Here is a 21,429-nt window from a genome sequence, read left to right as displayed (position 1 = left end):
CATGAATATTACCTTTGTTTCATAATTATATCCAATATACATTAAATATTGATTAAAAACAGAACTTTATATTATAATGAATATGAAAGTGCGTGAAATAAATATATATAAGGAGAATATAAAAATATGAACACAGTAAGAAGAATTTTTGTGGAAAAAAAGCCTGAATTTAATATTGATGCTTTTAAACTCTATCATGATTTAAAAGAAAATCTTAATATTAAAGGGCTTAAAGGTTTAAGGTTATTAAACAGATATGATATTTCAGGAATTTCAGAGAAGGATTATTTAAAATCCTTAAATACCATCTTCTCTGAACCTAATGTTGATACACTATATGAAGAACAATTTGATATCGAAGAAGGTGACATAATATTTGCTGTCGAATATCTCCCTGGACAATATGACCAAAGAGCAGATTCTGCCGAACAATGTATTCAGATCATTACAGAAGGCAAAAAACCTATTATTCGTACTGCAAGGGTTATTGTATTAAAAGGCAATATAAAAAATGAGGAATTGCTTAAAATTAAGGAATACTGCATAAATACCGTTGATTCACGTGAAGCATCCTTGGAAAAGCCAGACACACTTGAGATTGAAATCAAACGTCCTGATAATGTAGAAATACTTGAGGAATTTATTAACATGGATGATTCTGCTCTTGAATCTTTAATGAAAAAACTAAATCTTGCAATGAGCTTTGAAGATTTTAAATTCTGTCAAGAGTATTTCAAAAATACCGAGTTAAGAAATCCAACAATAACAGAAATAAGAGTTATTGACACATACTGGTCTGACCACTGCCGGCATACTACATTTCTTACAAAAATCAATAATATTAAAATTATTGACAGCAAATATACAATTCCAATCAAAGAAGCCTTTGGTGAATATATTAAATCACGAAAATATGTTTATGATGATACGGATAGAAACATATGCCTTATGGACATTGCTACAATAGGTATGAAAGAACTTAAAAAAAGAGGAATCCTTGATAATCTTGATGAATCTGAAGAAATAAATGCATGCAGTATCATATCAGATGTTGATATGAATGGCAAAACAGAAAAATGGCTTATTATGTTTAAAAATGAAACCCATAACCATCCAACCGAAATAGAACCCTATGGCGGCGCAGCCACATGCCTTGGCGGTGCTATAAGGGATCCATTGTCAGGAAGATCGTATGTATATCAGGCAATGCGGGTAACCGGCAGTGGAGACCCAAGAAAAAAAGTCGAGGATACCCTCCCCGGAAAACTACCCCAAAGAAAAATAACAACAGAAGCTGCACATGGTTATAGTTCTTATGGAAACCAAATAGGTCTATCCACCGGTCATGTCGCAGAAATTTATGATGAAGGATTTATTGCAAAAAGAATGGAAATAGGTGCTGTAATTGGCGCTGTCCCAAAAGAAAATGTTGTAAGGAAGAAACCGAAAGAAGGCGATGCAATAATATTACTTGGGGGCAGAACGGGAAGAGATGGCTGCGGAGGTGCTACAGGATCTTCAAAAAAACATACGAAAGAATCCATAGCAACATGCGGAGCAGAGGTACAGAAAGGTAATCCAATTACAGAAAGAAAAATACAAAGACTTTTTAGAAACCCTCATGTCAGCAGATTGATAAAAAAATGCAATGATTTTGGAGCAGGCGGTGTATCTGTTGCAATAGGTGAATTAAGCGATGGATTAATTATAGACTTAGACAAAATTCCTAAGAAATATGAAGGACTTGATGGTACAGAACTTGCTATTTCAGAATCTCAGGAACGAATGGCAGTTGTAGTTGATAAAAAAGATGTTGAAAAATTTATCATGCTGGCAAAAGAAGAAAATTTAGAAGCAATAGAAGTTGCTTCAGTTACAAATGACAGAAGAATGAAAATGCTGTGGCAAGGTAAAACAATTGTAGATATAAGCCGGGATTTCCTTAATACAAATGGTGTTACACAAGAAACAAATGTTGTTATAAATCCTATAGATAATGAAAGTTATTTTGAAAATTCACTTTCAAGGCTTAATCATAATACCTGCCTTAAAGAAGAATGGCTGTCAAATCTGGCAGATTTAAATGTATGCAGCCAGAAGGGTCTTGTTGAAATGTTTGATAGTACAATAGGGGCAGGTACGGTACTTTTGCCTTTTGGCGGCAAATATCAGGATACCCCTGTTGAAGGAATGGCTGCTAAAATACCTTTAATAGATGGAGAAACAAATACAGGCACATTAATGGCGTTTGGATATAATTCTAAACTTTCAACATGGAGTCCCTTCCATGGGGCAGTTTATGCTGTTGTTGAAGCAGTTTCAAAGATAGTCGCAATGGGCGGTAATTATAAAACCATAAGACTTACATTGCAGGAATATTTCGAAAAACTGGGGAAGAACCCCTCTAAGTGGGGTAAACCCTTCAGTGCCCTTTTAGGTGCCCTTTACGCTCAAAAAATGTTTGGAATACCTGCAATAGGCGGTAAAGACAGTATGTCAGGTACTTTTATGGATATGAATGTACCACCGACCCTTGTGGCTTTTGCAATGGATGTAATAAATGTTAATAATGTGATTTCTCCAGAATTTAAAAAATATGGCAGCAGAGTAATATTAATACCTGTCAAAAGAGATGAAAGAGAATTACCCGATTTCAATTCTTTAATGATGAATTTTAACAAAGTAAATAAGCTGATTAAAGAAAATAAGGTATTGGCAGCATATAGCGTAAAATATGGCGGTCTTGCTGAATGTATAACTAAAATGTCCTTTGGAAACAGAATAGGCTTTAAATTTGAAAAAGAAATGAGCAAAAAAGATTTATTTCTACCAGAATATGGGTCAATTGTATTAGAAATAGACGATGCCGTTGATATTGAAAATGAATTATCTGATATCGGATTTATTTTATTGGGACATACAATATCTGATAAATCAATATACTTAAATAATACTGAAATAACACTATATGAGGCTTATAACGCATGGCAGATTCCACTGGAAAAAGTCTTCCCTGTAAAAATAAATCCTGTAAAAGAGAAACCTGAAATTATAAAATATGACAACAGAATAATACGCCCTGTTTCAACTTCATTTGCTAAACCAAGGATTTTAATACCAGTTTTCCCGGGAACAAACTGCGAATATGACAGCAAAAGAGCATTTGAAAAAGCGGGGGGTATTGTAGATATTGTAGTGTTTAGAAATCTTTCAGGAGATGATATTAAAGATTCGATTAATAATCTTGTAAAAGCTATTAATAATTCTCAAATCGTAATGCTTCCGGGTGGATTCAGCGCAGGTGATGAACCTGACGGCTCAGGGAAATTCATAGCAGCTGTATTCAGAAATCCTTTTGTTAAAGATGCTGTAATGGATTTGTTGAAAAATAGAGATGGATTAATCTTAGGCATTTGCAATGGATTTCAAGCATTGATCAAATTAGGACTTCTTCCATTTGGTGAAATAAAGGATATCGAGGAGGATTCTCCTACCTTAACAAATAATACAATTGGGCGCCACGTATCCTGCATGGTTAGGACAAAAATTACATCAACATTATCACCTTGGTTTAATAATGTCAAATTAGGAGATATTCATACAATAGCAGTATCACATGGTGAAGGAAGATTTATAGCAAAGGATGAGACTTTACAATTATTGAAAGATAATGGGCAGATTGCAACACAATATGTTGATATTAACGGAAATCCAACACTGGAAATGCCATATAATCCCAATGGTTCTATCTGGGCAATAGAAGGCATAACAAGCCCCGATGGAAAAATACTTGGCAAAATGGGGCATTCTGAAAGAATATGTTCAAATGTAGCAAAAAATATACCCGGAAATAAAGACCAGAAAATATTTGAAGCCGGTGTAAAATATTTTGGTTAAATAATTATAAATAGAAAGATGTGATAATTTATAAATTATCGCACCTTTCTATTATTTTCTCATCCCACTTTGGTTTAGGTCCTCTTAAATATGAAATAAACGTAGCAATCAAACTAAATATCATTGAAATAAAAAATGCCTCTCTAAGCCCTGAAACAAATTGTGAAATTGCAATCCCCTTTGAGCCTACCTGCGTTCCTACAAATAAACCCTGCAATGCTTCAGGTGAAATACTTGACGAAACGATTCCCATTGATAATGCTATACTGATTACCATACCCGCATTGTTCATCATTGTTCTTGTACCAGCAGCAATTCCTCTCTTATCGGCTGGAACTGTACCCATGATTTCGCTGGTGTTTGGTGAAAAAAACATACCGGAACCAGCACCTATTACCATCATCCAAATAATCAATTCAATTAACGAAGTATGTGCAGTTATTCTCATTAATCCCATAAGTCCAATTGATGATATTAACAATCCCAAAGAACTTAACACCCTTGCACCATACTTATCGGAAAGCCAACCACTTATTGGAGATACAACCACCATTGACATTGCAAAAGGTGATAAAAATATACCTGCTTTAAGCGGATCCATGCTTTTTATCCCCTGTAAATAAAAAATTAAAAGAAAAGTTACAGCGCCTCTTGCAATGCCATTTAAAAGATTGCTGGCAAAAGCAAAAGCCAATATCCTTGTCTTAAAAAGCCGTAAATCTAACATAGGTTCCGGTGTTGTATTTTCAATATATACAAAAATGCTTAGCAGAATGATTGATACAATAAACAAGGTACTAATAAATGGATTTAACCATCCTATAAAACCTCCAAAAGACAACGCAATAAGAAACAAAAGCATACCTATGGTAAACATCACAGTACCTTTTAAATCAAAGCTCTGTCGCTTTGATTTAATATTAGGTTCTTTTAATTGTATCCATGCCCATAACGTACCAATAATACCAAATGGAACATTTATATAAAAGATGCTTCTCCATCCAAAATTCATTAGAAGACCGCCTAAGATAGGACCAATAACAGAAGCAATTCCTATTGCCATACTGTTAATCCCTAATGCTTTACCAAGTTCTCTTTTGGGGAATGCATCTGTTACAATTGCCGTACTATTTGTAACCATTAAAGAGCCTCCAACAGCCTGAATAATCCTATATATAAGCAGTTGGACACCACTATTTGATAAACCGCATAACAATGATGAAAATGTAAATATCCCAAAACCTACTACATATAATTTCTTTCTACCTATCATATCAGCAATTCTTCCTATTGATGGCACAAGTATAGTAAGTGCAAGCATATAACCCATAACAACCCACATTATAATACCCATATTTGTATTCAAACCCTTCATGATATCAGGCAAAGCAATCAACAGCATACTCCCATTTAATACGGAAAATAAAGCACCAAGTGTTGTACATGACAGAGCAATCCATTTATATTTAATATTTTTCATTTTTTAGTCCCCCTTTATATTGCCAATATTCCCCTTTATTTTAATTAATTTTTGTAAAATTTCATTGCACTTTACTTCAGTATTTTTTATGGTTTCTTCTTTCTTTTTTATAAGTTGAATTAAATTTTCCATCATAACAATTGCATTATCAACCATTGAAACTTCTGAAACATCACCAGTTAATACTTCTTTTACATTTTTTTCAAGTTCTAATATATATTTTATATCCTTTAATGTAAAACCTAAGCTTTCTTTTAATTCTTTTATTTTATTTATTTTTTCAAGGTCTTCATCTGAATATATCCTATATCCCGAATCTGCTCTTTTAGGAATAATAAGATTTATTTCTTCATAATATCTCAATGCCCTTTTAGTAATACCAGTTTTTGCTGCAATCTCATCAATTTTAAAATATCTTTTCTCCATCGATTATACCTCCAAAAGTATTATAAACTACATTAACATTTACGTCAAGGTTAATATTTTGCTTTAACTTTATTTTAAATAAAAACAAGATAAAAAGTTTTAAAAACTTCTCATCTTGTTTTTATTTAAACAATAATAATTTTCTACTTTGTTAAGCCTAATTTTTTAAGCGGATTTTCTTCTGGTTGTGCATAATCAGTAGCTACCTCACCCGGTTTTAACTCAAATGTCTTTGTTTGTTCAAAATTCCTAAGAATATCCTTAAAATACCTTTAAGGTTTTATTTTTTCTATTCTGCCATTTGGACAGATCAACATATGCTTTAAATCCATTTCGTCGTACCAATAACCTCGGCTGTTAATAAAACGCTTTTTAAATTGTTCTCCACTTGGAAATACAATAGCACCTATCAAATCAACACCTGCATCAAAAAGTGCCTTCGGATAGAATGTATTGGTAGGACCCATCATCATAACAAAGCGTGCATTTTTAGTAAACTCAAGAAGTGGCAAAACGGTGTCATTAGCTATGGTCATACCTGTCATTATTACAACATCAGCATTCTCTAAAACTTCCTTGCTCTTAGAAGATGGAAAAACTCTTAAATTTGTATTCTCAGGTTTTGCTTTATATATTTCAAAATCACCGATTGGCTCTAACTCTAAAATGTTTACTTCTTTAACAAAAGTTGAAATATGTGCAACAAAACCATAAAAGTATCCAACAAAAGCTACAACATCTTTCCTATCGATTAAACCTAAATCCAAAATAGCCGATAGGGCTGGCTTTGATAGCGTTTTTGCATCAAAACCATAGACTTTTAAAGTATTTTCATCCCATATAAATTTATGTGATAATGCTGCAATAATTGAAATTATTAAAGAAATGTCAAACATTCTCATATTGCCTTGTTCTAACCTGTTTAAAACTTCATAAGCATCAAGATTTATGACCTCTTTAAGAAAAGACAAATCGATTGGTACATCAAAACCATTGTTGCCCATTCCACAACCTACATACCTATCTTCACAAATTACATAGCTAAAAGTCCATGGTGTGAAAAGGCGTGTTGAACGGGTTACCATAACATCTGTTAATTTGCCTTTGGCATCTAAAGCCCTTAATTCATCAATGGTTCTCTTTATAATCTCATAACTCATTTTCATTAATTACCCCCTTTCAGCTTTTTAAAATCACCCTTTATACCCATTTCAATCCATTTATTTTTAACTGCCAAGGTCCAATTTCTTAAACCCACTTAAACTCTTTTCCATATCTTGATACAAAGGTTTACCCAGAAGAAACTTGTAAATATCATCAGCTTTTTGTTCCGGGTTAATATCTTTAAATTGTTCAGGAAATATCACTTTCCCGTTCCAATAGGCATCTGCTATTGCATTCTCAATGTTTACATCGTAGCAAACATATGGTAACTGTGTATAAACTTGCCCTTCTTTAACTGCTTTTATGGATTGATAAAACTGAGGATTTTTTTTATAATCATCTTTCACTAAAGAAAGTCCAAATTCATCAATAAAAATGATGTCTGGATCCCAATTTAAAAGTTTTTCCCTATCAATTATGATGCTTCCTGTTTTACCAGTTTCATCAGCAACATTTTTGGCATTAATAAGATTTAAAGGTCTATACTTGCCTTGGGTACTCTCAATGCCATGTACTCCATAAAAACCTATTCCACTTATATAAACTTTAGGCTTTTTATTATCTGGAATTTTATTTGTTCTGCTACTCAAATCTTGTTCACATCTCTTAAGATAAGAAACCACTTCTTGTACCCTTTTTTCTTTATCTATGATCCTACCGATGATTTGCAATGATTTGTATACATCTTCAGTAAATGCACATTTATCACCATATTTTAATGCAACAACAGGGATATGCGTTTGTGCTTGCAGTTTATCCGAATCCATATCTCCATAATGGACATAAAGTATTACATCCGGTTTAAGTTTAATTATCTCTTCAGCATTTAAGCTATTCCCTTTACCAACTTGCGGTAAATTTTTTAACTCTGGGTGAGCCAAAAGATACGGTTTATAAGCATCAGAAAATTTTGATGATAAAGTTTCAATACCTACCACATTGTCTAATCCATCCAGATAAGAAATAAGCCGTGTAGCGCTCTCATTAACTGATACTATTTTCTTGGCTGGAATAGGAACCTCAACCTGACGACCAATTACATCGGTAATAACAACTTTCTGAGGTTCTGAAACCGATGATTTTGTCGTCTGGCTTGACTTATTAGCTCCACATCCAGATAATAAAGAAAGCAGCAAAACAAAAACCATCAAAAAGCAAAGTTTCTTTTTCATTTGACATAACCTCCCGCATATAATTAATTCTTTTAATATTATTAAACCTCTTTAAACCTTATTTTTCTTCCTCAATAACAGAAGCCTGGTCTTTATTGCTTAAAAACATTTCCGTATACTTCATTTCCTTTCCTGTAAAAACCGGATAGGTAAACTGCATTCCTTTTTCTTTAAGCATCACTGATAAAGGCTTTGCCTTTTCATAATCCATTTCTCCATCTTTATCAAAGAAGGAGTCGTTTACCTCAAGATGAATTACCTTGCCGATTACAATGGAATAATTTTTCCTGCTTATCTCCTCTACCAATGAGCATTCTGCCCATGCTATGCAACCATCGATTCCAGGAGCTTTTACCTTTTGAGAAATACGTGGCTTTAAGCCTGCCTTTTCAAACTCATCAACATCCGGAGGATAATCCCGTGATGAAATCACAATAGCTTCAATCATATCTACAGTTGGTACATTGACTACAAATTCCCCTGTCTCGCGAATATTATTTAATGTATCACGTTTAATCCATGATGCAATTGCTATATCGTCAAGCGGTCTTAATACCGGCATTACACATGACCATGGAGCAGCATTCCTTACTCCATCCTTTCCAATAGTTGAAATCAGTACAACCGGAAGCGGCATTACCTGTTCTCTCTTACGTGGTTCAAGTATCATGATTTAACCCCCTTTTTTTATAATACATGGTGAATTTTGCTCAGTTTATGTTATGTTTTTTTATAATAATAACACGATGTCAGACATGTGTCAAGTATAAAATAATTATGATTTTTTGCTAGTGAAAATAAAGCGCGGGGAGGAGAGAATAAAATTTCCTCTCCTCGCTGAGTTAAAATTAAGGCATTACCACAATATAATCTTATTTTATCCATGCCTTTTCCAAACTCGGCTTGAAAAATGAATCTAATTTTAAATCTTGTATTTCCTTTCTTGTTGCATATAAGCATACATCATTATAAATAGGAGAAAGTGGTACATCCTTTGCAACCAAACGCTGCAGCTTATCGTAAAGCTCCTTTCTTTTTGATAACTCTGGCTCAACGGCTGCCGCATCAATAATGCGATCAGCTTCCGGGTTATTGTATCCGATGCCACGCAGTACATTCATCTGCCCTTTAGAATATATCCACCTTCCGAAGAAAAAGTCAGGATCTCCAGTCATTAATGTATAAGGAGTCAGGGTAAGGTCATAATCACCTTTTTTGACTGCATCTTTCCATGCGCCCATCTCAAGCATCTTTAGACTAACATCAAAACCAAGATTTTTTAATTCTGACTGCATTATTTCTGAAATCGCTTTATAAGGCCAACGATTAGCCAATGATGTATTAATAACAAAAACTGCCTTATGGGGTATCTCACTTTTTGTCTTATTCATAATTTCATCAGCCTTATTTTTATCATACTTCCAAAGTCCCTTAACCACCCAAGTTTTAGCCAATGGTGTAAAAATAGTATCTGCCGGTTCTCCATAACCCTCCATAACTTTATTAACAAGCTGTGAACGATCTATGGAAAAACTTACTGCCTGTCGAAGATTTACATCATTAAAGGGAGCCTTCTTATTATTAAAAATAAGATAATGAGTAGTGGTTACTGGTCTTGAAAGCAGAACTAAGTTAGAATCATTTTTAATAATATTAGCCTGCTCAGGCAAAACACCTCCTACATCAGCTATTGCCTGAATCTCTCCAGTTTGTAATGCTGAAAGTCGAGTAGATGGATCTGGAATAATTTTAAATGTTACCTTCAACAACTTGACTTTACCACCCCAATAATTATCGTTACGAGTCACCGTTAGTTTTTCGCCTTTTTTATAATCCTCAAATTTAAATGGGCCAGTTCCATAAGGATGTACAATTTTGCCTTCTGAATCAAAACTTTGGGGACTAAAAATAGGGCATCCAAAATAGGCTACTTTGGCAGGAAATGCCGGTTCAGGTTTTTTAAAGATAAACCGTACCTCATGATCATTAACTGTTTCTATTTTTTCCAAGTTTAAAAATGTTCCGTAATCATCCAATTTAGGATGCTCTTTGAATCTCATTACATTTTTAATAACTGCTTCAGCATTTAACAAGCTTCCATCGTGAAATTTTATACCTGAACGTATAGTAAATGTCCATACCTTGTTAGTATTATCGGGAAGAAATTTTTCAGCCAACTGTGGTTTTGGCTCCAATTTTTCATTTAGATAAGTAAGGCTTTCCCATACATTTGTGCTTCCATGAACAAAATCACTGCTGTCCGGACCATCATAAAAATCTCTTCCTATACCTATAACTAATTCTTGAGGCTTGGAAGAAATCGTCCCTGTTTGTTTGCAACAACCGGATAAAGAACCAGCAAAAACTATCAAGGCGATTAGCCATATTAAAATGAATTTTGCTTTGTTAAACATAAAAACTCTTCCTTTCTAAATAATCTACTTTTTAGAGAATAGAAACTTTTCCATATGCTGTGTTTTCGTGAACCGTTTTCATTAAGCCTTAGTTTAAACTCCTGTGATTGCCAAAACTCATAAGGACTTTGCAGGTATCTTTGGGTATGAAGATAAATAACTTCATACCCGTTTTTTTTTGCAAAATTCTTCAGAGGCTTTAAAGAGCTGTGTCCCAATTCCTCTCCTGCGGTATCTTTTATCTACAAAACATCTTATTTTGCCGTCTTCATTAAAAGCAGCAAAATACCATTAATTGGCGTTTTAACATATGTCTTATCACAATTCAAAAGGTCTTGATCTAAAACAGGATAAATCCCCCTGTCATAAACCTCTTTAAACATTAAAAAGGCAAATTCGACTGCTTTTTGTATGTCTTTTTCATCTTATACCTTAATAAATATTCCTGTATCTTTTGCCATACAACCTCCCTTTAAAATATTACGTGATAAATGTACAATTTGTATAAAACTGGATTTTTTAACTTAGATGACATGCAACAAAATGCCCTTTCATCACCTCCTTTAATGTAGGTTCATACTGACGGCAAACCTCTTTGGCTTTGGAGCAGCGAGGGTGAAATCTACAACCTGTAGGCGGTTTTGCCGCATCAGGAGGCTCACCCTTTAACAACTGTTTTTGTGTTGTTTTCTGCTTTGGATCAGGCTCCATTATTGCATTCAAAAGTGCTATTGTATATAGATGATATGCCTTTGATTCAAGGTCTTTTGCCGGCAGTATCTCAACAATTTTACCAAGATACATCACTGCTACTCTATCTGACAAGTAAGTTACTGCAGCTAAGTCATGGGAAATAAAGAGATAAGACAAGCCCAAGCGTTTTTTCAAATCTCGAAACAGATTTAAAATTTGAGCACGTATGGAAACATCTAAACTGGAAACGGGTTCATCGCAAACTATAAATTCTGGCTGCAGAGCCAGTGCACGAGCAATATTAATGCGCTGCCTCTGACCTCCGCTGAATTCATGAGGATATTGAAATGCATGTTCCGCTTCTAAACCGACAAGCATTAATAGTTCACCTACACGTTCTCGTCGCTTTTCTCTTTCGGTGCCAAAATTAGCTAAGGGTTCCTCAATGATTGTCCCCACAGTCATACGAGGATTAAGAGAGGAAAAAGAATCCTGAAAAATAATCTGGAAACGGCGTCTCTGATTTCGTAGGGTTCTCCCTTTTAAACCAGTGATTTCAACACCATCGAATAAAATTTTACCGTACGTAGGTTCCTCTAACCGAACTATTAAACGCCCTAAAGTGCTTTTGCCACAACCGCTTTCTCCCACCAAACCCAATGTCTCTCCTTTCTCCATAGAAATAGAAACATCATCTACCGCATGAATCTTCCTTTTTGCAGATGTGAAAATACCTTTCTTACGTTCGTAATTTTTTACCAAATTTTTTACTTCTAAAAAACTCAACTGTTTTCTTACCTCCTAATATAATTTACGGCTTTTGAGAAAATCTTATGACATGCTGCCAGATGACCTGATTCGACCTCAAGCAGCTTTGGTTTTTCTCCTCTGCATTCCTTATCTGCTTTAGTACACCTTGAAAAGAATGCGCAATAACTCGGAAGATTTAAAAGTTTAGGAGGCTGACCATTAATCGGAATTAGTTCTTTCTTTCCTATCCGCGGTACAGAACGAAGCAATGCCTGAGTATATGGATGAACAGGATCTTCAAAAATCTCTGTTGCTAAACCATACTCCACAATGGAACCTGCATACATTACCGCCACCTCATCTGCCATTGCTGCTACAACTCCTAAGTCATGAGTAATGAGAATAATTGCCATTCCTATCTCTTCTTGCAACCGTTTCATCTCCGATATGATTTGGGCTTGAAGTGTAACATCTAAAGCAGTGGTAGGTTCATCTGCAATCAAAAGTTTCGGGCTCATTAAAAGTGCCATTCCCATCATTACACGCTGGCGCATGCCTCCTGAAAGCTGAAAAGGATATTGCCGCATAAGATACTCCGGATCCGACAATCCCATACGAGAAAGGATAGCCGCCGATTGCAACTTTGCATCATTTATAGATATGTTTACGTGTGAAATTAGGGTTTCCACAAGTTGTGTCCCAATTGTTAAAACAGGATTTAGAGAGGTTAAGGGATCTTGGAAAACCATAGCAATTTCCTTACCTCGTATCTTCTGCAATTTATTAGATGGGAGTTTAAGTAAGTCACGGCCTTTAAACCAAACTTCTCCAGAAACAATCTCCCCCGGTGGTTCAATCAGTTTTAAAATAGATAGTGCTGTAACGCTTTTACCGCACCCGCTCTCACCTACCAATCCTAAGGTTTTTCCAGCTTTCACTTTAAAAAATATATTATCTGCAGCCTTAATAAAGCCTTGTCTTGTCTTAAAACAAGTAGTTAGATTATTAACTTCTAATATGGAAATATTAGTCAAAAAATCATCTCCCGATTTAATAATTCAGACTAATGTATGCTCAAAAAATAATTTCTTTCGGATCTAAAGCATCCCTCAATCCATCTCCTAAAAAGTTAAATGCTAAAACCACTGTCATAATACATATACCTGGACAAATCATAAGATGCGGTGCTATTTGCATATAAGGGCGTGCATCATTCAACATTGCTCCCCACTCTGGCTTAGGCGGCTGTGCGCCAAGACCTAAAAAAGACAGTCCGGAAATCGCTAACATTAAGCTTCCCATCTCCATTGTAGCTAAGACAACAATAGGTGATATAACATTAGGCAATATATGTCGTATTACTATCTTCAATTCATTTGTGCCAGAGGCTTCAGCCGCTAAGATAAACTCCTTCTCCTTTATTGAAAGAACCATTCCACGTACGACCCTTGCATATCCAACCCACCATATCGCAATAACGGATATCATAACATTAAGAAGCCCTGGGCCTCTAATTCCAGCAATAACAAGTGCCAAGATCAGATTTGGAAAAGCCAGCAAGATATCAATAATCCTCATAATGGTGTTATCCACCCATCCACCATAATATCCCGCTATTATGCCAAGTGGAATACCAATCATCATAATAGCCAATAAAGCTAAAACAGAAGTTGTTAAAGTAACCCTTGCTCCATATATCAACCGGGATAAAAGACAGCGTCCTAAGTGGTCAGTACCAAGGGGATATTGTATACATGCCGGTGCAAGACGATGCTGAAGGTCCACCTTTGTTGGGTCATTGGGTGCAATATAAGGTGCAAAAACTGCCATTGTAACTACAAATATGATTATGATAAGACCTAAAACAGCCAATTTGTCTTGAAAAAGTCTGTTTGCCGCATCAACCATTAAACCAGATACCTTTTTCCTTTTTCGAATTGTATCGTTAGCAGCAATAATTTTATTTATAGAAAACATTAGTTAATCCCCTCCTAAACGAATGCGGGGATCAATGAAAAAATAAGAAATATCAACGATTAAATTTATAAGAACAAAAATAACTGCCATGAAAAGTGAATATCCTTGAATAACCGGATAATCCCTGTTAAATATAGAATCTACTGCAAATTTTCCCACTCCGGGCCAAGCAAAGATCGTTTCAATAATTACCGCACCACCCAGTAAATGCCCAAAACTCATGCCGAAAAGGGTTACAGCCGGTAAAAGAGCATTTTTTAATGCATGTTTTCCAATGACCCATTTTTCTAAAAGTCCTTTTGCCCGTGCAACCTTAATATAATCCTGTTTCATAACATCAAGCATTCCTGCTCTAAGTATCCGTGCATATATAGCAGCCACTCCAAACCCCAATGTTATTGTCGGAAGCACAAGATGTTGAATACCTCCCATGCCCATTACAGGAAGCAGTCTTAATTTCACAGCAAAAAAATAAATAAGCATAAGTCCCAGCCAAAACCCAGGCATCGAAGCACCTAAAAGCGCAAAAATACGACTTAAATGGTCAAGAAGATTATTACGAAAAAGTGCGGAGATTATTCCTGCCAACAGTGCGATAAATATCACAAAGACCATAGCAGAACAAGCAAGTTCAAAAGTTGCCGGGAAACGGGAAAGAATTTCTTCACTTACAGATTGACCGGTACGAAATGATTTGCCTAAATTACCATGTAATACTTTCCATAGCCATCGCCCATACTGAATGTAAAGGGGATTATTTAAGCCTAGTTCCACCCTGAGGGCTTCCACAGCTTCCCTTGTAGGTTCCACTCCTCCCGAACGCAAAATCAATTCTGCCGGGTCTCCTGGTGCAAAATTGATTAATCCAAAGGTGATTATAGATACTCCAAACATAACCGGAACCATATAAAGAAGTCGTTTTGAAATAAACTGCCACATTAAGAACACCCCCTTATATTAAAAAATCTGATTTTTTTAATATAAATAACAGAAGTTATTCCATCAAGACAAGGTGAGGTAGATTTATTATCTATAATCGCATATCCAGCATTAGTTAACACCATGAAATCTCCTTTATCTCCTAAGGTTTTTAAAGCAAACTTTGCTGTTTGTTCAGCTAATACTCGTAATAAATTATATTCACTTGTCGTTTTTTGAAAAATATTTGAAGTAACAACTTCAACATTTCCCGTTTCATCATTCCATTTAACTTGTGCTCCTAATGCTTCTGCCACAAGCTTTAGAGGAATCATTTTTTTATCAAACATAAGTAATGGTTCAACATCAATAGGTTTATTTTCCCCATTTATTACTATTTCTTTCTTCCCAATAATTAATTTTATATTAACATTTTTATCTTGTATTGTTATGGTTTGTGTTATTGGTTCCCATTTAACTTCTGCTCCAAAAGTGTCAGAAAAAAATTCTGATGATACCATTGCTCGATCATTTACTATAATCGAAGAACTATTATCTTTATCTGTAGGTATATAATTAATTCTTTTAATATTATTAAACCTCTTTAAACCTTATTTTTCTTCCTCAATAACAGAAGCCTGGTCTTTATTGCTTAAAAACATTTCCGTATACTTCATTTCCTTTCCTGTAAAAACCGGATAGGTAAACTGCATTCCTTTTTCTTTAAGCATCACTGATAAAGGCTTTGCCTTTTCATAATCCATTTCTCCATCTTTATCAAAGAAGGAGTCGTTTACCTCAAGATGAATTACCTTGCCGATTACAATGGAATAATTTTTCCTGCTTATCTCCTCTACCAATGAGCATTCTGCCCATGCTATGCAACCATCGATTCCAGGAGCTTTTACCTTTTGAGAAATACGTGGCTTTAAGCCTGCCTTTTCAAACTCATCAACATCCGGAGGATAATCCCGTGATGAAATCACAATAGCTTCAATCATATCTACAGTTGGTACATTGACTACAAATTCCCCTGTCTCGCGAATATTATTTAATGTATCACGTTTAATCCATGATGCAATTGCTATATCGTCAAGCGGTCTTAATACCGGCATTACACATGACCATGGAGCAGCATTCCTTACTCCATCCTTTCCAATAGTTGAAATCAGTACAACCGGAAGCGGCATTACCTGTTCTCTCTTACGTGGTTCAAGTATCATGATTTAACCCCCTTTTTTTATAATACATGGTGAATTTTGCTCAGTTTATGTTATGTTTTTTATAATAATAACACGATGTCAGACATGTGTCAAGTATAAAATAATTATCATTTTAAATAATTTTTATCAATTCAACATATCATAAATAAAATTTATCCTTAATACATTTTAATATATAATGCCTGCTTAAAAATAATTGGAGGTAAAAAGATGTTCACAGCTTTATTTTATTTTATTATAGGCATAGCAGTTTTTATTGCAGGTATTCTTACTTTGACATCTAACCTAAGAAGTATTTCTAAAAACAAAGTCAAATATTTTATAGATAAATTTACTGTCAATAAGAGTATGTCAATAATTATTGGATTTTTTACTACACTTATCCTGCAAAGCAGCAGTATTGTCAGCATTCTTGCCGTAGGAATGGCAGATGCGGGACTTTTAAATCTTTACAGTGCTGCAGGCATAATAATGGGTTCAAATATTGGTACAACAATAGCTGTACAATTATATGCCTTTAATTTATTTCATCTCGCACCTTATGCAGTTTTAGCCGGTTCAATACTTCATTTTCAAAAAAAAAGCTTGAAATTAAAATTAATAGGAAACACAATATTAGGATTCGGAATTATATTTTATGGACTTGAAATAATGAACTTATCTGCTGTACCCTTAAGACATTTTGAAAACATTACTTTATTTCTCGATAAGTTATCAAATCCGATGATTGCAGTAATTACAGGTATAATTGCAGCATTAATTATGCAGTCCAGTAATATCGGTATTGCCATGATGCAGTCACTTGCATCATCAGGTATTTTATCTTTATCAAGTATTATACCTGTTGTTTATGGTTTAAATATTGGAACTTGTTCAGAAGCAATTATTATGAGCTTTACAACAAACAAAGAAGGTAAAAAAATAGCTCTTTTTAATATCTTTTTCAATATAGCCGGCACAATAATTTTCATGCCTTTTACACAATATTTTGCTGTTTTTCTCAAATTTCTTTCTCCTGAAAATCCTGCAAGGCAGATAGCCAATGCTCATATGCTCTTTAATATTTTATCAATTATTTTTATAGTTCCAATTATAAGGTATATTTTCATTCTTATTGATAAATTAATTAATTTATTTTATTAAAATCGCTCCTATTATTTCTCATTTGCATAAAATATTTAATTTGTTCCACAAGCTTATCATAGGACTATAAAAGATACTTACAACTTTACTTAGAGGTTCTATTGTTAAATCAAACATCCATAAAAGGTACATAACATAACTTATAGAAATAAAGATAAAGGATATAATCAATTCCTTCCATTTTTTCTCTTTAAAGAGTGGTAAAAATACTATTACTGATATTATTATGAAAATAACAGTAAGAATAATTAATTTTAACATTTTTGTCCCTCCAATCTAAAATTTATTATTTCATTTACTATTGAATATTATTTATTTTTTTACAAATAATAGATATATCAATGTAAAATGGAAGGATATAGTATGTTTGAAAATATGAAAAAAAATGAGATAACCTCAGAAAAAAAAATATCCATAAAACAACTTATATATATCATAGTTACAATTGTTATTACTACAGAAAGTGTATTTCTTCCCTCTTTCGTAGCCTCTTACGCAAAAGAAGATTCGTGGATCTCTGTAATAATCTCAACCATTTTTAGTGCTTTAATATTTATAATATATTATAAACTGGCTATGATGTTTAAAGATCAGACTTTTTTTGAATACATTGAAAAAATCGTGGGAAAATTTATGGGAAAAATTATATCGATACTGTTCATCCTGTTCTTTCTTAATGTAATATTTGTTGTAACAAGACAACTTATAGAAATCATGGGAAACGCTTTTATGCCAAAAACACCTTCACTTGTATTTTTAGTCGTCACATTAATTCCTGTAATATATGCCGTATCAAAGGATTTCTCATCTATTGTTAAGATAAATGAAATCCTTCTTCCTTACGGATTGTTTGCATTAATTTTTATAGTAGTATTATCTTTACCAAATATAAAAATTGATAATTTTATGCCAATATTAGCAAAAGGAATTCTGCCTCCTATAATAGGCTCATTCCCAATAACCTCATGGGTACTGGAAAGTGTTATCCTCCTTGCTATTTTCCCACAAATAGAGCAAAAAGAAAAAGCCTTAAAAGGAGGGCTTTTATCAATATTAATAATTGGTTTTATCTCTTTTTTGGGTCTTATTGCAATAGGAATCTTCAGTGCCGAAGTAACTACGAATATGCAGTTTCCTTTACTTGAAGTAACCAGAAACATAAGAACAGGAATTTATACCCAGAGGTTTGACTCTCTCATTATGTCCATATGGATTGCAGGTATCTATATAAAAATCACTGTATTTACATACCTTTTTCTTAAAGGTCTCACTGAAATATTAAAATGTAATGACCAAAAATTTGCTTTGATTCCTATGGCAATTTTTCTGTCGATTTTACCTATTTATGGATGCAAAGATATGGGATATTTTTATCAATATCTTAAAAAAATCTTTACAACAGAAAATCTTATAGTAGAAATAATAATACCTTTACTACTTTTTTTAATAGCAAAAATAAAAGGGCTTGATAAAAAAGAACAAAATAATAAATAGAGTATTTTTATATTTTGTATTTTAAAAACTTAATAAAAGTCTTTGAGAATCTCATTAAGTTGTTCCACAATCTGGTTTACCTTGAAAATATTTTTTTGCATCTTTAATTTTGAAATTAATCTTCTATACTGTTTCAATGTTCCCATAATTATAATATCAGACCTATCAATGCTTAAATTCAGGCAACCATGTTCTACTGCTGTTTCTCCCCCTATAGAAAGCATTGCCTGTTTTATAATATTTGCAGCAATAGGATGTACGTCTTTAAATTTAATTACAATATAGACAGCCTTTGATGCCATAAGTTTGATCGGCACCTCATTTATATCCAATTTTTTCAATTCTTCTTCAGCATCTCTTAAATTTTTTATATGTAGAATTTCACTTTCCATCTTAGTACCTGATTTATTGATCAGATATTCACCCCTTTCTTATGTGTTTTATTTAATTTCCTTTTTGTTATTGATATTATGATTGAATAATTTTTATATATATTTTTCTTTTTCTTGGACCATCAAACTCAAAAAAGAATATACCCTGCCATGTACCCAAAGCCAGCTTGCCATTTTCAATTATAAGATTTACTGAACTTCCTATCAGGGAGGCTTTTATATGTGCATCTGAATTTCCTTCTACATGCTTAAACCTTATATCAGGTATCATTTCCCTTAAACTCAGCATAATATCACACTTTACATCAGGATCGGCATTTTCGTTTATGGTAATACCTGCAGTGGTATGCGGTACAAAAACAATACAACTGCCATCCTTCACTCCACATTTTTCTATTTCACTATCTACTATGTTGGTAATATCCATCATAACTTCCCTTACAGGTGTATTGATTTCATGTATAATCACGCTAACACCTCCAAATATAATAACTTATATTTCTTAAATATTTTTAACCTGCCCCTTTTGTTTTGGTCTTGGTCCAAAATATTGATAATAATATGTTTTTATCATACCATTATACAGTTTTCTTTTTTTAGTAGCTTTTTTCCCAAATATTTTTTCAAAATCCTCATGTGATGTAAGTATATAATATGACCATGTTTCCATGTTTTTAAAGATACGTCCCATTTCTTTATAAAGCATTTCCGCCTCTTTTAATTTTCCCATTCTCTCTCCATATGGCGGATTGCAGATTATTATACCATATTTATCATCGGTTTTTAAATCCTTAATTGGAATATTCCTAAATCTTATGTATTTATCAACACCTGCTTTATGTGCATTTTCTATTGATAATTTTATTGCATTTTGTTCAATATCATATCCCTTTATATTTAAGTCGATTTCTTTTTTTATAGCCCCAGCAGCTTCTTCCCTTACATCTTGCCATAGCTTTCTATGTATCCTTCCCCATTTTTCAGAAACAAATTTGCGGTTTAAACCCGGCGCAATCTTGGCACCGATTAAAGCCGCTTCAATCGGAATTGTACCAGAACCGCAAAATGGATCAATTAAAGGTCTGTCATACCTCCAATCACTTAACATGATCAGAGCAGCAGCCAATGTCTCACGTAAAGGGGCTTCATTTGATACTGCTCTATATCCTCTTTTATGAAGCCCTTCTCCAGATGTGTCAATCATAAGAATTGCTTTATCTTTCATTAATGAGAATTTTATTTTATATGTTGGACCATTTTCATCAAACCACTCTTTTTTGTATTTTCTTTTTAGCCTTTCCACAACAGCTTTTTTTATAATCGCTTGGCAATCAGGTACGCTGTGAAGTTTAGATTTTAGCGAATAACCCTCAACAGGGAATTCGGCATTTTCAGGTATCCATTCTTCCCATGAAAGAGCCTTTGTTCCTTCAAAAAGCTCATCAAAGGTCAAAGCACTAAACTCCCCCAGTTTTACAAGAACCCTCTCAGCCGTCCTTATCCAAAGGTTTGCCCTACATATAGCTTTTTCATCACCTGTAAAAGTTACCTTTCCATCTTCTACATTTATATCTTCATATCCCAGTGCTTTTATTTCTCTTGCCGTTACCGCTTCAACGCCAAAAAGCGTCGGTGCTATAAGTTGAATATTTTCCATAATTTGTTCTCCTCTGACGTAATTTTATCACTAATTTTATTAGCACAAGTGAGAAATATATACGTTTTCCCTCTATTAATATTTTAATATTAGATTTTCTTACATAAAAATATATCCGTATATTTAGAATGTTTTATTTCACCTGTTAGAGCAAATTTCCCCTCTAAATATTCAGTAATATCATTTATATTTAGTTTAGCTTCGTGGTTTTCCCCTCTTTCATGATGTTTTCTGTCAACAAACTCTTTACCTTTTTCATTTAATTCTGTAACAAGTATAAAACCATCTTTGCTGCATACCCTTACCATCTCATCCAAAACCCTTTTGTAATCTTTCATGTGATGCATAGCATTATATGTTACAACGACACCAAAGGTTTCATCTAAAAAAGGAAGTTCATGGGCATCTCCATGAATTAAAACGATATTATCAATATTGCCTTCCTTCTTCAGATTTTCTTCAGCTTTTTTAAGAATATCAATATCGTATTCTATTGATACAACATTATAACCATACTTTGATAATGCAGCAGCCATACGTGCAGCGCCTGTTCCAACATCAAGTACCTTCCCTTTACCATGTTTCAGCATTTCAACTGCAATTTTTGCTTCGTTTTCCATATCATCATG

22 protein-coding genes are annotated in these 21,429 nt (G+C 33.7%); 3 read left to right on the top strand and 19 right to left on the bottom strand.

The genetic code is table 11. The features are described from left to right. The first annotated feature begins 126 nt into the window (after positions 1-126). Positions 127-3,897, top strand: coding sequence for a phosphoribosylformylglycinamidine synthase (locus tag AC0LWJ_RS01430; protein WP_474237133.1), 3,771 nt, complete (start codon positions 127-129; stop codon positions 3,895-3,897). Between the two features lie 28 nt (positions 3,898-3,925). Here the strand turns inward: AC0LWJ_RS01430 and AC0LWJ_RS01425 are convergent, their stop codons facing one another. The 14 genes from AC0LWJ_RS01425 to AC0LWJ_RS01360 all read right to left on the bottom strand — a co-directional run bounded on the left by AC0LWJ_RS01425 (position 3,926) and on the right by AC0LWJ_RS01360 (position 16,114). Beyond that, positions 3,926-5,377 carry an MFS transporter gene (locus AC0LWJ_RS01425; RefSeq protein ID WP_474237134.1) on the bottom strand — a complete coding sequence of 484 codons (1,452 nt, stop codon included), beginning with the start codon at positions 5,375-5,377 and terminating at the stop codon, positions 3,926-3,928. Positions 5,378-5,380: 3 nt separating this feature from the next. Then, positions 5,381-5,803: a MerR family transcriptional regulator gene (locus AC0LWJ_RS01420; RefSeq protein WP_474237135.1), complete on the bottom strand. Its 423-nt coding sequence runs from the start codon at positions 5,801-5,803 to the stop codon at positions 5,381-5,383. A 272-nt stretch (positions 5,804-6,075) separates the two neighbouring features. Next, entirely contained in the window at positions 6,076-6,969 is an 894-nt protein-coding gene (locus AC0LWJ_RS01415) for a Rossmann-like domain-containing protein (protein ID WP_474237136.1), read from the bottom strand. A gap of 60 nt (positions 6,970-7,029) precedes the next feature. Then, positions 7,030-8,139, bottom strand: coding sequence for an iron ABC transporter substrate-binding protein (locus AC0LWJ_RS01410; protein WP_474237137.1), 1,110 nt, complete (start codon positions 8,137-8,139; stop codon positions 7,030-7,032). 58 nt (positions 8,140-8,197) lie between these two features. Then, complete coding sequence (locus AC0LWJ_RS01405; protein WP_474237138.1) at positions 8,198-8,809, bottom strand: flavin reductase family protein; 612 nt, start codon at positions 8,807-8,809, stop codon at positions 8,198-8,200. 202 nt (positions 8,810-9,011) lie between these two features. Next, positions 9,012-10,553, bottom strand: a complete 1,542-nt coding sequence (locus AC0LWJ_RS01400) for an ABC transporter substrate-binding protein (protein ID WP_474237139.1) — start codon at positions 10,551-10,553, stop codon at positions 9,012-9,014. A 162-nt stretch (positions 10,554-10,715) separates the two neighbouring features. Beyond that, positions 10,716-10,811 carry a GNAT family N-acetyltransferase gene (locus AC0LWJ_RS01395; RefSeq protein WP_474237197.1) on the bottom strand — a complete coding sequence of 32 codons (96 nt, stop codon included), beginning with the start codon at positions 10,809-10,811 and terminating at the stop codon, positions 10,716-10,718. Beyond that, a complete protein-coding gene (locus tag AC0LWJ_RS01390; RefSeq protein WP_474237140.1) occupies positions 10,808-10,936 on the bottom strand; it encodes a hypothetical protein in 129 nt (42 codons plus the stop codon). The genes AC0LWJ_RS01395 and AC0LWJ_RS01390 overlap by 4 nt, the downstream gene beginning before the upstream one ends. A gap of 136 nt (positions 10,937-11,072) precedes the next feature. Further along, positions 11,073-12,032 carry an ABC transporter ATP-binding protein gene (locus tag AC0LWJ_RS01385; protein ID WP_474237141.1) on the bottom strand — a complete coding sequence of 320 codons (960 nt, stop codon included), beginning with the start codon at positions 12,030-12,032 and terminating at the stop codon, positions 11,073-11,075. A gap of 8 nt (positions 12,033-12,040) precedes the next feature. Next, a complete protein-coding gene (locus tag AC0LWJ_RS01380; protein ID WP_474237142.1) occupies positions 12,041-13,030 on the bottom strand; it encodes an ABC transporter ATP-binding protein in 990 nt (329 codons plus the stop codon). Positions 13,031-13,070: 40 nt separating this feature from the next. Beyond that, positions 13,071-13,973, bottom strand: a complete 903-nt coding sequence (gene nikC / locus AC0LWJ_RS01375; protein WP_474237143.1) for a nickel ABC transporter permease subunit NikC — start codon at positions 13,971-13,973, stop codon at positions 13,071-13,073. A 3-nt stretch (positions 13,974-13,976) separates the two neighbouring features. Beyond that, complete coding sequence (nikB, locus tag AC0LWJ_RS01370) at positions 13,977-14,912, bottom strand: nickel ABC transporter permease (protein WP_474237144.1); 936 nt, start codon at positions 14,910-14,912, stop codon at positions 13,977-13,979. Beyond that, positions 14,912-15,412 (bottom strand): copper amine oxidase N-terminal domain-containing protein, encoded by a 501-nt coding sequence (locus AC0LWJ_RS01365; protein WP_503031454.1) that lies wholly within the window; start codon positions 15,410-15,412, stop codon positions 14,912-14,914. The genes nikB and AC0LWJ_RS01365 overlap by 1 nt, the downstream gene beginning before the upstream one ends. A 90-nt stretch (positions 15,413-15,502) precedes the next feature. After that, a complete protein-coding gene (locus AC0LWJ_RS01360; protein WP_474237138.1) occupies positions 15,503-16,114 on the bottom strand; it encodes a flavin reductase family protein in 612 nt (203 codons plus the stop codon). Between the two features lie 210 nt (positions 16,115-16,324). Here AC0LWJ_RS01360 and AC0LWJ_RS01355 point away from each other — a divergent pair, with 210 nt between their 5' ends. Continuing rightward, positions 16,325-17,257, top strand: a complete 933-nt coding sequence (locus AC0LWJ_RS01355; protein WP_474237145.1) for a Na/Pi cotransporter family protein — start codon at positions 16,325-16,327, stop codon at positions 17,255-17,257. Between the two features lie 18 nt (positions 17,258-17,275). Here the strand turns inward: AC0LWJ_RS01355 and AC0LWJ_RS01350 are convergent, their stop codons facing one another. After that, positions 17,276-17,518: a hypothetical protein gene (locus AC0LWJ_RS01350; RefSeq protein ID WP_474237146.1), complete on the bottom strand. Its 243-nt coding sequence runs from the start codon at positions 17,516-17,518 to the stop codon at positions 17,276-17,278. 102 nt (positions 17,519-17,620) lie between these two features. Between AC0LWJ_RS01350 and AC0LWJ_RS01345 the strand changes: the two genes are divergently transcribed. After that, the gene (locus AC0LWJ_RS01345) at positions 17,621-18,751 is read left to right on the top strand and encodes a GerAB/ArcD/ProY family transporter (RefSeq protein ID WP_474237147.1); all 1,131 of its coding nucleotides are present in this window, start codon (positions 17,621-17,623) and stop codon (positions 18,749-18,751) included. 29 nt (positions 18,752-18,780) lie between these two features. Here the strand turns inward: AC0LWJ_RS01345 and AC0LWJ_RS01340 are convergent, their stop codons facing one another. From AC0LWJ_RS01340 to AC0LWJ_RS01325, 4 genes are all read right to left on the bottom strand, one after another. Continuing rightward, complete coding sequence (locus AC0LWJ_RS01340) at positions 18,781-19,143, bottom strand: hypothetical protein (protein ID WP_474237148.1); 363 nt, start codon at positions 19,141-19,143, stop codon at positions 18,781-18,783. A gap of 76 nt (positions 19,144-19,219) precedes the next feature. After that, positions 19,220-19,612 carry a secondary thiamine-phosphate synthase enzyme YjbQ gene (locus AC0LWJ_RS01335; RefSeq protein WP_474237149.1) on the bottom strand — a complete coding sequence of 131 codons (393 nt, stop codon included), beginning with the start codon at positions 19,610-19,612 and terminating at the stop codon, positions 19,220-19,222. 33 nt (positions 19,613-19,645) lie between these two features. After that, the gene (locus AC0LWJ_RS01330; RefSeq protein WP_474237150.1) at positions 19,646-20,800 is read right to left on the bottom strand and encodes a THUMP domain-containing class I SAM-dependent RNA methyltransferase; all 1,155 of its coding nucleotides are present in this window, start codon (positions 20,798-20,800) and stop codon (positions 19,646-19,648) included. An 89-nt stretch (positions 20,801-20,889) separates the two neighbouring features. Further along, positions 20,890-21,420, bottom strand: coding sequence for a class I SAM-dependent methyltransferase (locus AC0LWJ_RS01325; RefSeq protein WP_474237151.1), 531 nt, complete (start codon positions 21,418-21,420; stop codon positions 20,890-20,892). Positions 21,421-21,429: the final 9 nt, after the last annotated feature.

The sequence above is a fragment of the Aceticella sp. 75b-Ac genome (assembly GCF_056032965.2).
This window is presented reverse-complemented; position numbering and strand designations above follow the sequence as displayed.

What these genes read in the sequence shown, in the direction of transcription:
- AC0LWJ_RS01430 (WP_474237133.1), top strand. Translation starts at nt 127, where the DNA reads ATGAACACAGTAAGAAGAATTTTTGTGGAAAAAAAGCCTGAATTTAAT.
- nikB (WP_474237144.1), bottom strand. Translation starts at nt 14,912, where the DNA reads ATGTGGCAGTTTATTTCAAAACGACTTCTTTATATGGTTCCGGTTATG.
- AC0LWJ_RS01405 (WP_474237138.1), bottom strand. Translation starts at nt 8,809, where the DNA reads ATGATACTTGAACCACGTAAGAGAGAACAGGTAATGCCGCTTCCGGTT.
- AC0LWJ_RS01340 (WP_474237148.1), bottom strand. Translation starts at nt 19,143, where the DNA reads ATGGAAAGTGAAATTCTACATATAAAAAATTTAAGAGATGCTGAAGAA.
- AC0LWJ_RS01415 (WP_474237136.1), bottom strand. Translation starts at nt 6,969, where the DNA reads ATGAAAATGAGTTATGAGATTATAAAGAGAACCATTGATGAATTAAGG.
- AC0LWJ_RS01355 (WP_474237145.1), top strand. Translation starts at nt 16,325, where the DNA reads ATGTTCACAGCTTTATTTTATTTTATTATAGGCATAGCAGTTTTTATT.
- AC0LWJ_RS01330 (WP_474237150.1), bottom strand. Translation starts at nt 20,800, where the DNA reads ATGGAAAATATTCAACTTATAGCACCGACGCTTTTTGGCGTTGAAGCG.
- AC0LWJ_RS01425 (WP_474237134.1), bottom strand. Translation starts at nt 5,377, where the DNA reads ATGAAAAATATTAAATATAAATGGATTGCTCTGTCATGTACAACACTT.
- AC0LWJ_RS01400 (WP_474237139.1), bottom strand. Translation starts at nt 10,553, where the DNA reads ATGTTTAACAAAGCAAAATTCATTTTAATATGGCTAATCGCCTTGATA.
- AC0LWJ_RS01345 (WP_474237147.1), top strand. Translation starts at nt 17,621, where the DNA reads ATGTTTGAAAATATGAAAAAAAATGAGATAACCTCAGAAAAAAAAATA.
- AC0LWJ_RS01410 (WP_474237137.1), bottom strand. Translation starts at nt 8,139, where the DNA reads ATGAAAAAGAAACTTTGCTTTTTGATGGTTTTTGTTTTGCTGCTTTCT.
- AC0LWJ_RS01350 (WP_474237146.1), bottom strand. Translation starts at nt 17,518, where the DNA reads ATGTTAAAATTAATTATTCTTACTGTTATTTTCATAATAATATCAGTA.
- AC0LWJ_RS01365 (WP_503031454.1), bottom strand. Translation starts at nt 15,412, where the DNA reads ATGGTATCATCAGAATTTTTTTCTGACACTTTTGGAGCAGAAGTTAAA.
- AC0LWJ_RS01360 (WP_474237138.1), bottom strand. Translation starts at nt 16,114, where the DNA reads ATGATACTTGAACCACGTAAGAGAGAACAGGTAATGCCGCTTCCGGTT.
- AC0LWJ_RS01390 (WP_474237140.1), bottom strand. Translation starts at nt 10,936, where the DNA reads ATGTTTAAAGAGGTTTATGACAGGGGGATTTATCCTGTTTTAGATCAA.
- nikC (WP_474237143.1), bottom strand. Translation starts at nt 13,973, where the DNA reads ATGTTTTCTATAAATAAAATTATTGCTGCTAACGATACAATTCGAAAA.
- AC0LWJ_RS01420 (WP_474237135.1), bottom strand. Translation starts at nt 5,803, where the DNA reads ATGGAGAAAAGATATTTTAAAATTGATGAGATTGCAGCAAAAACTGGT.
- AC0LWJ_RS01325 (WP_474237151.1), bottom strand. Translation starts at nt 21,420, where the DNA reads ATGGAAAACGAAGCAAAAATTGCAGTTGAAATGCTGAAACATGGTAAA.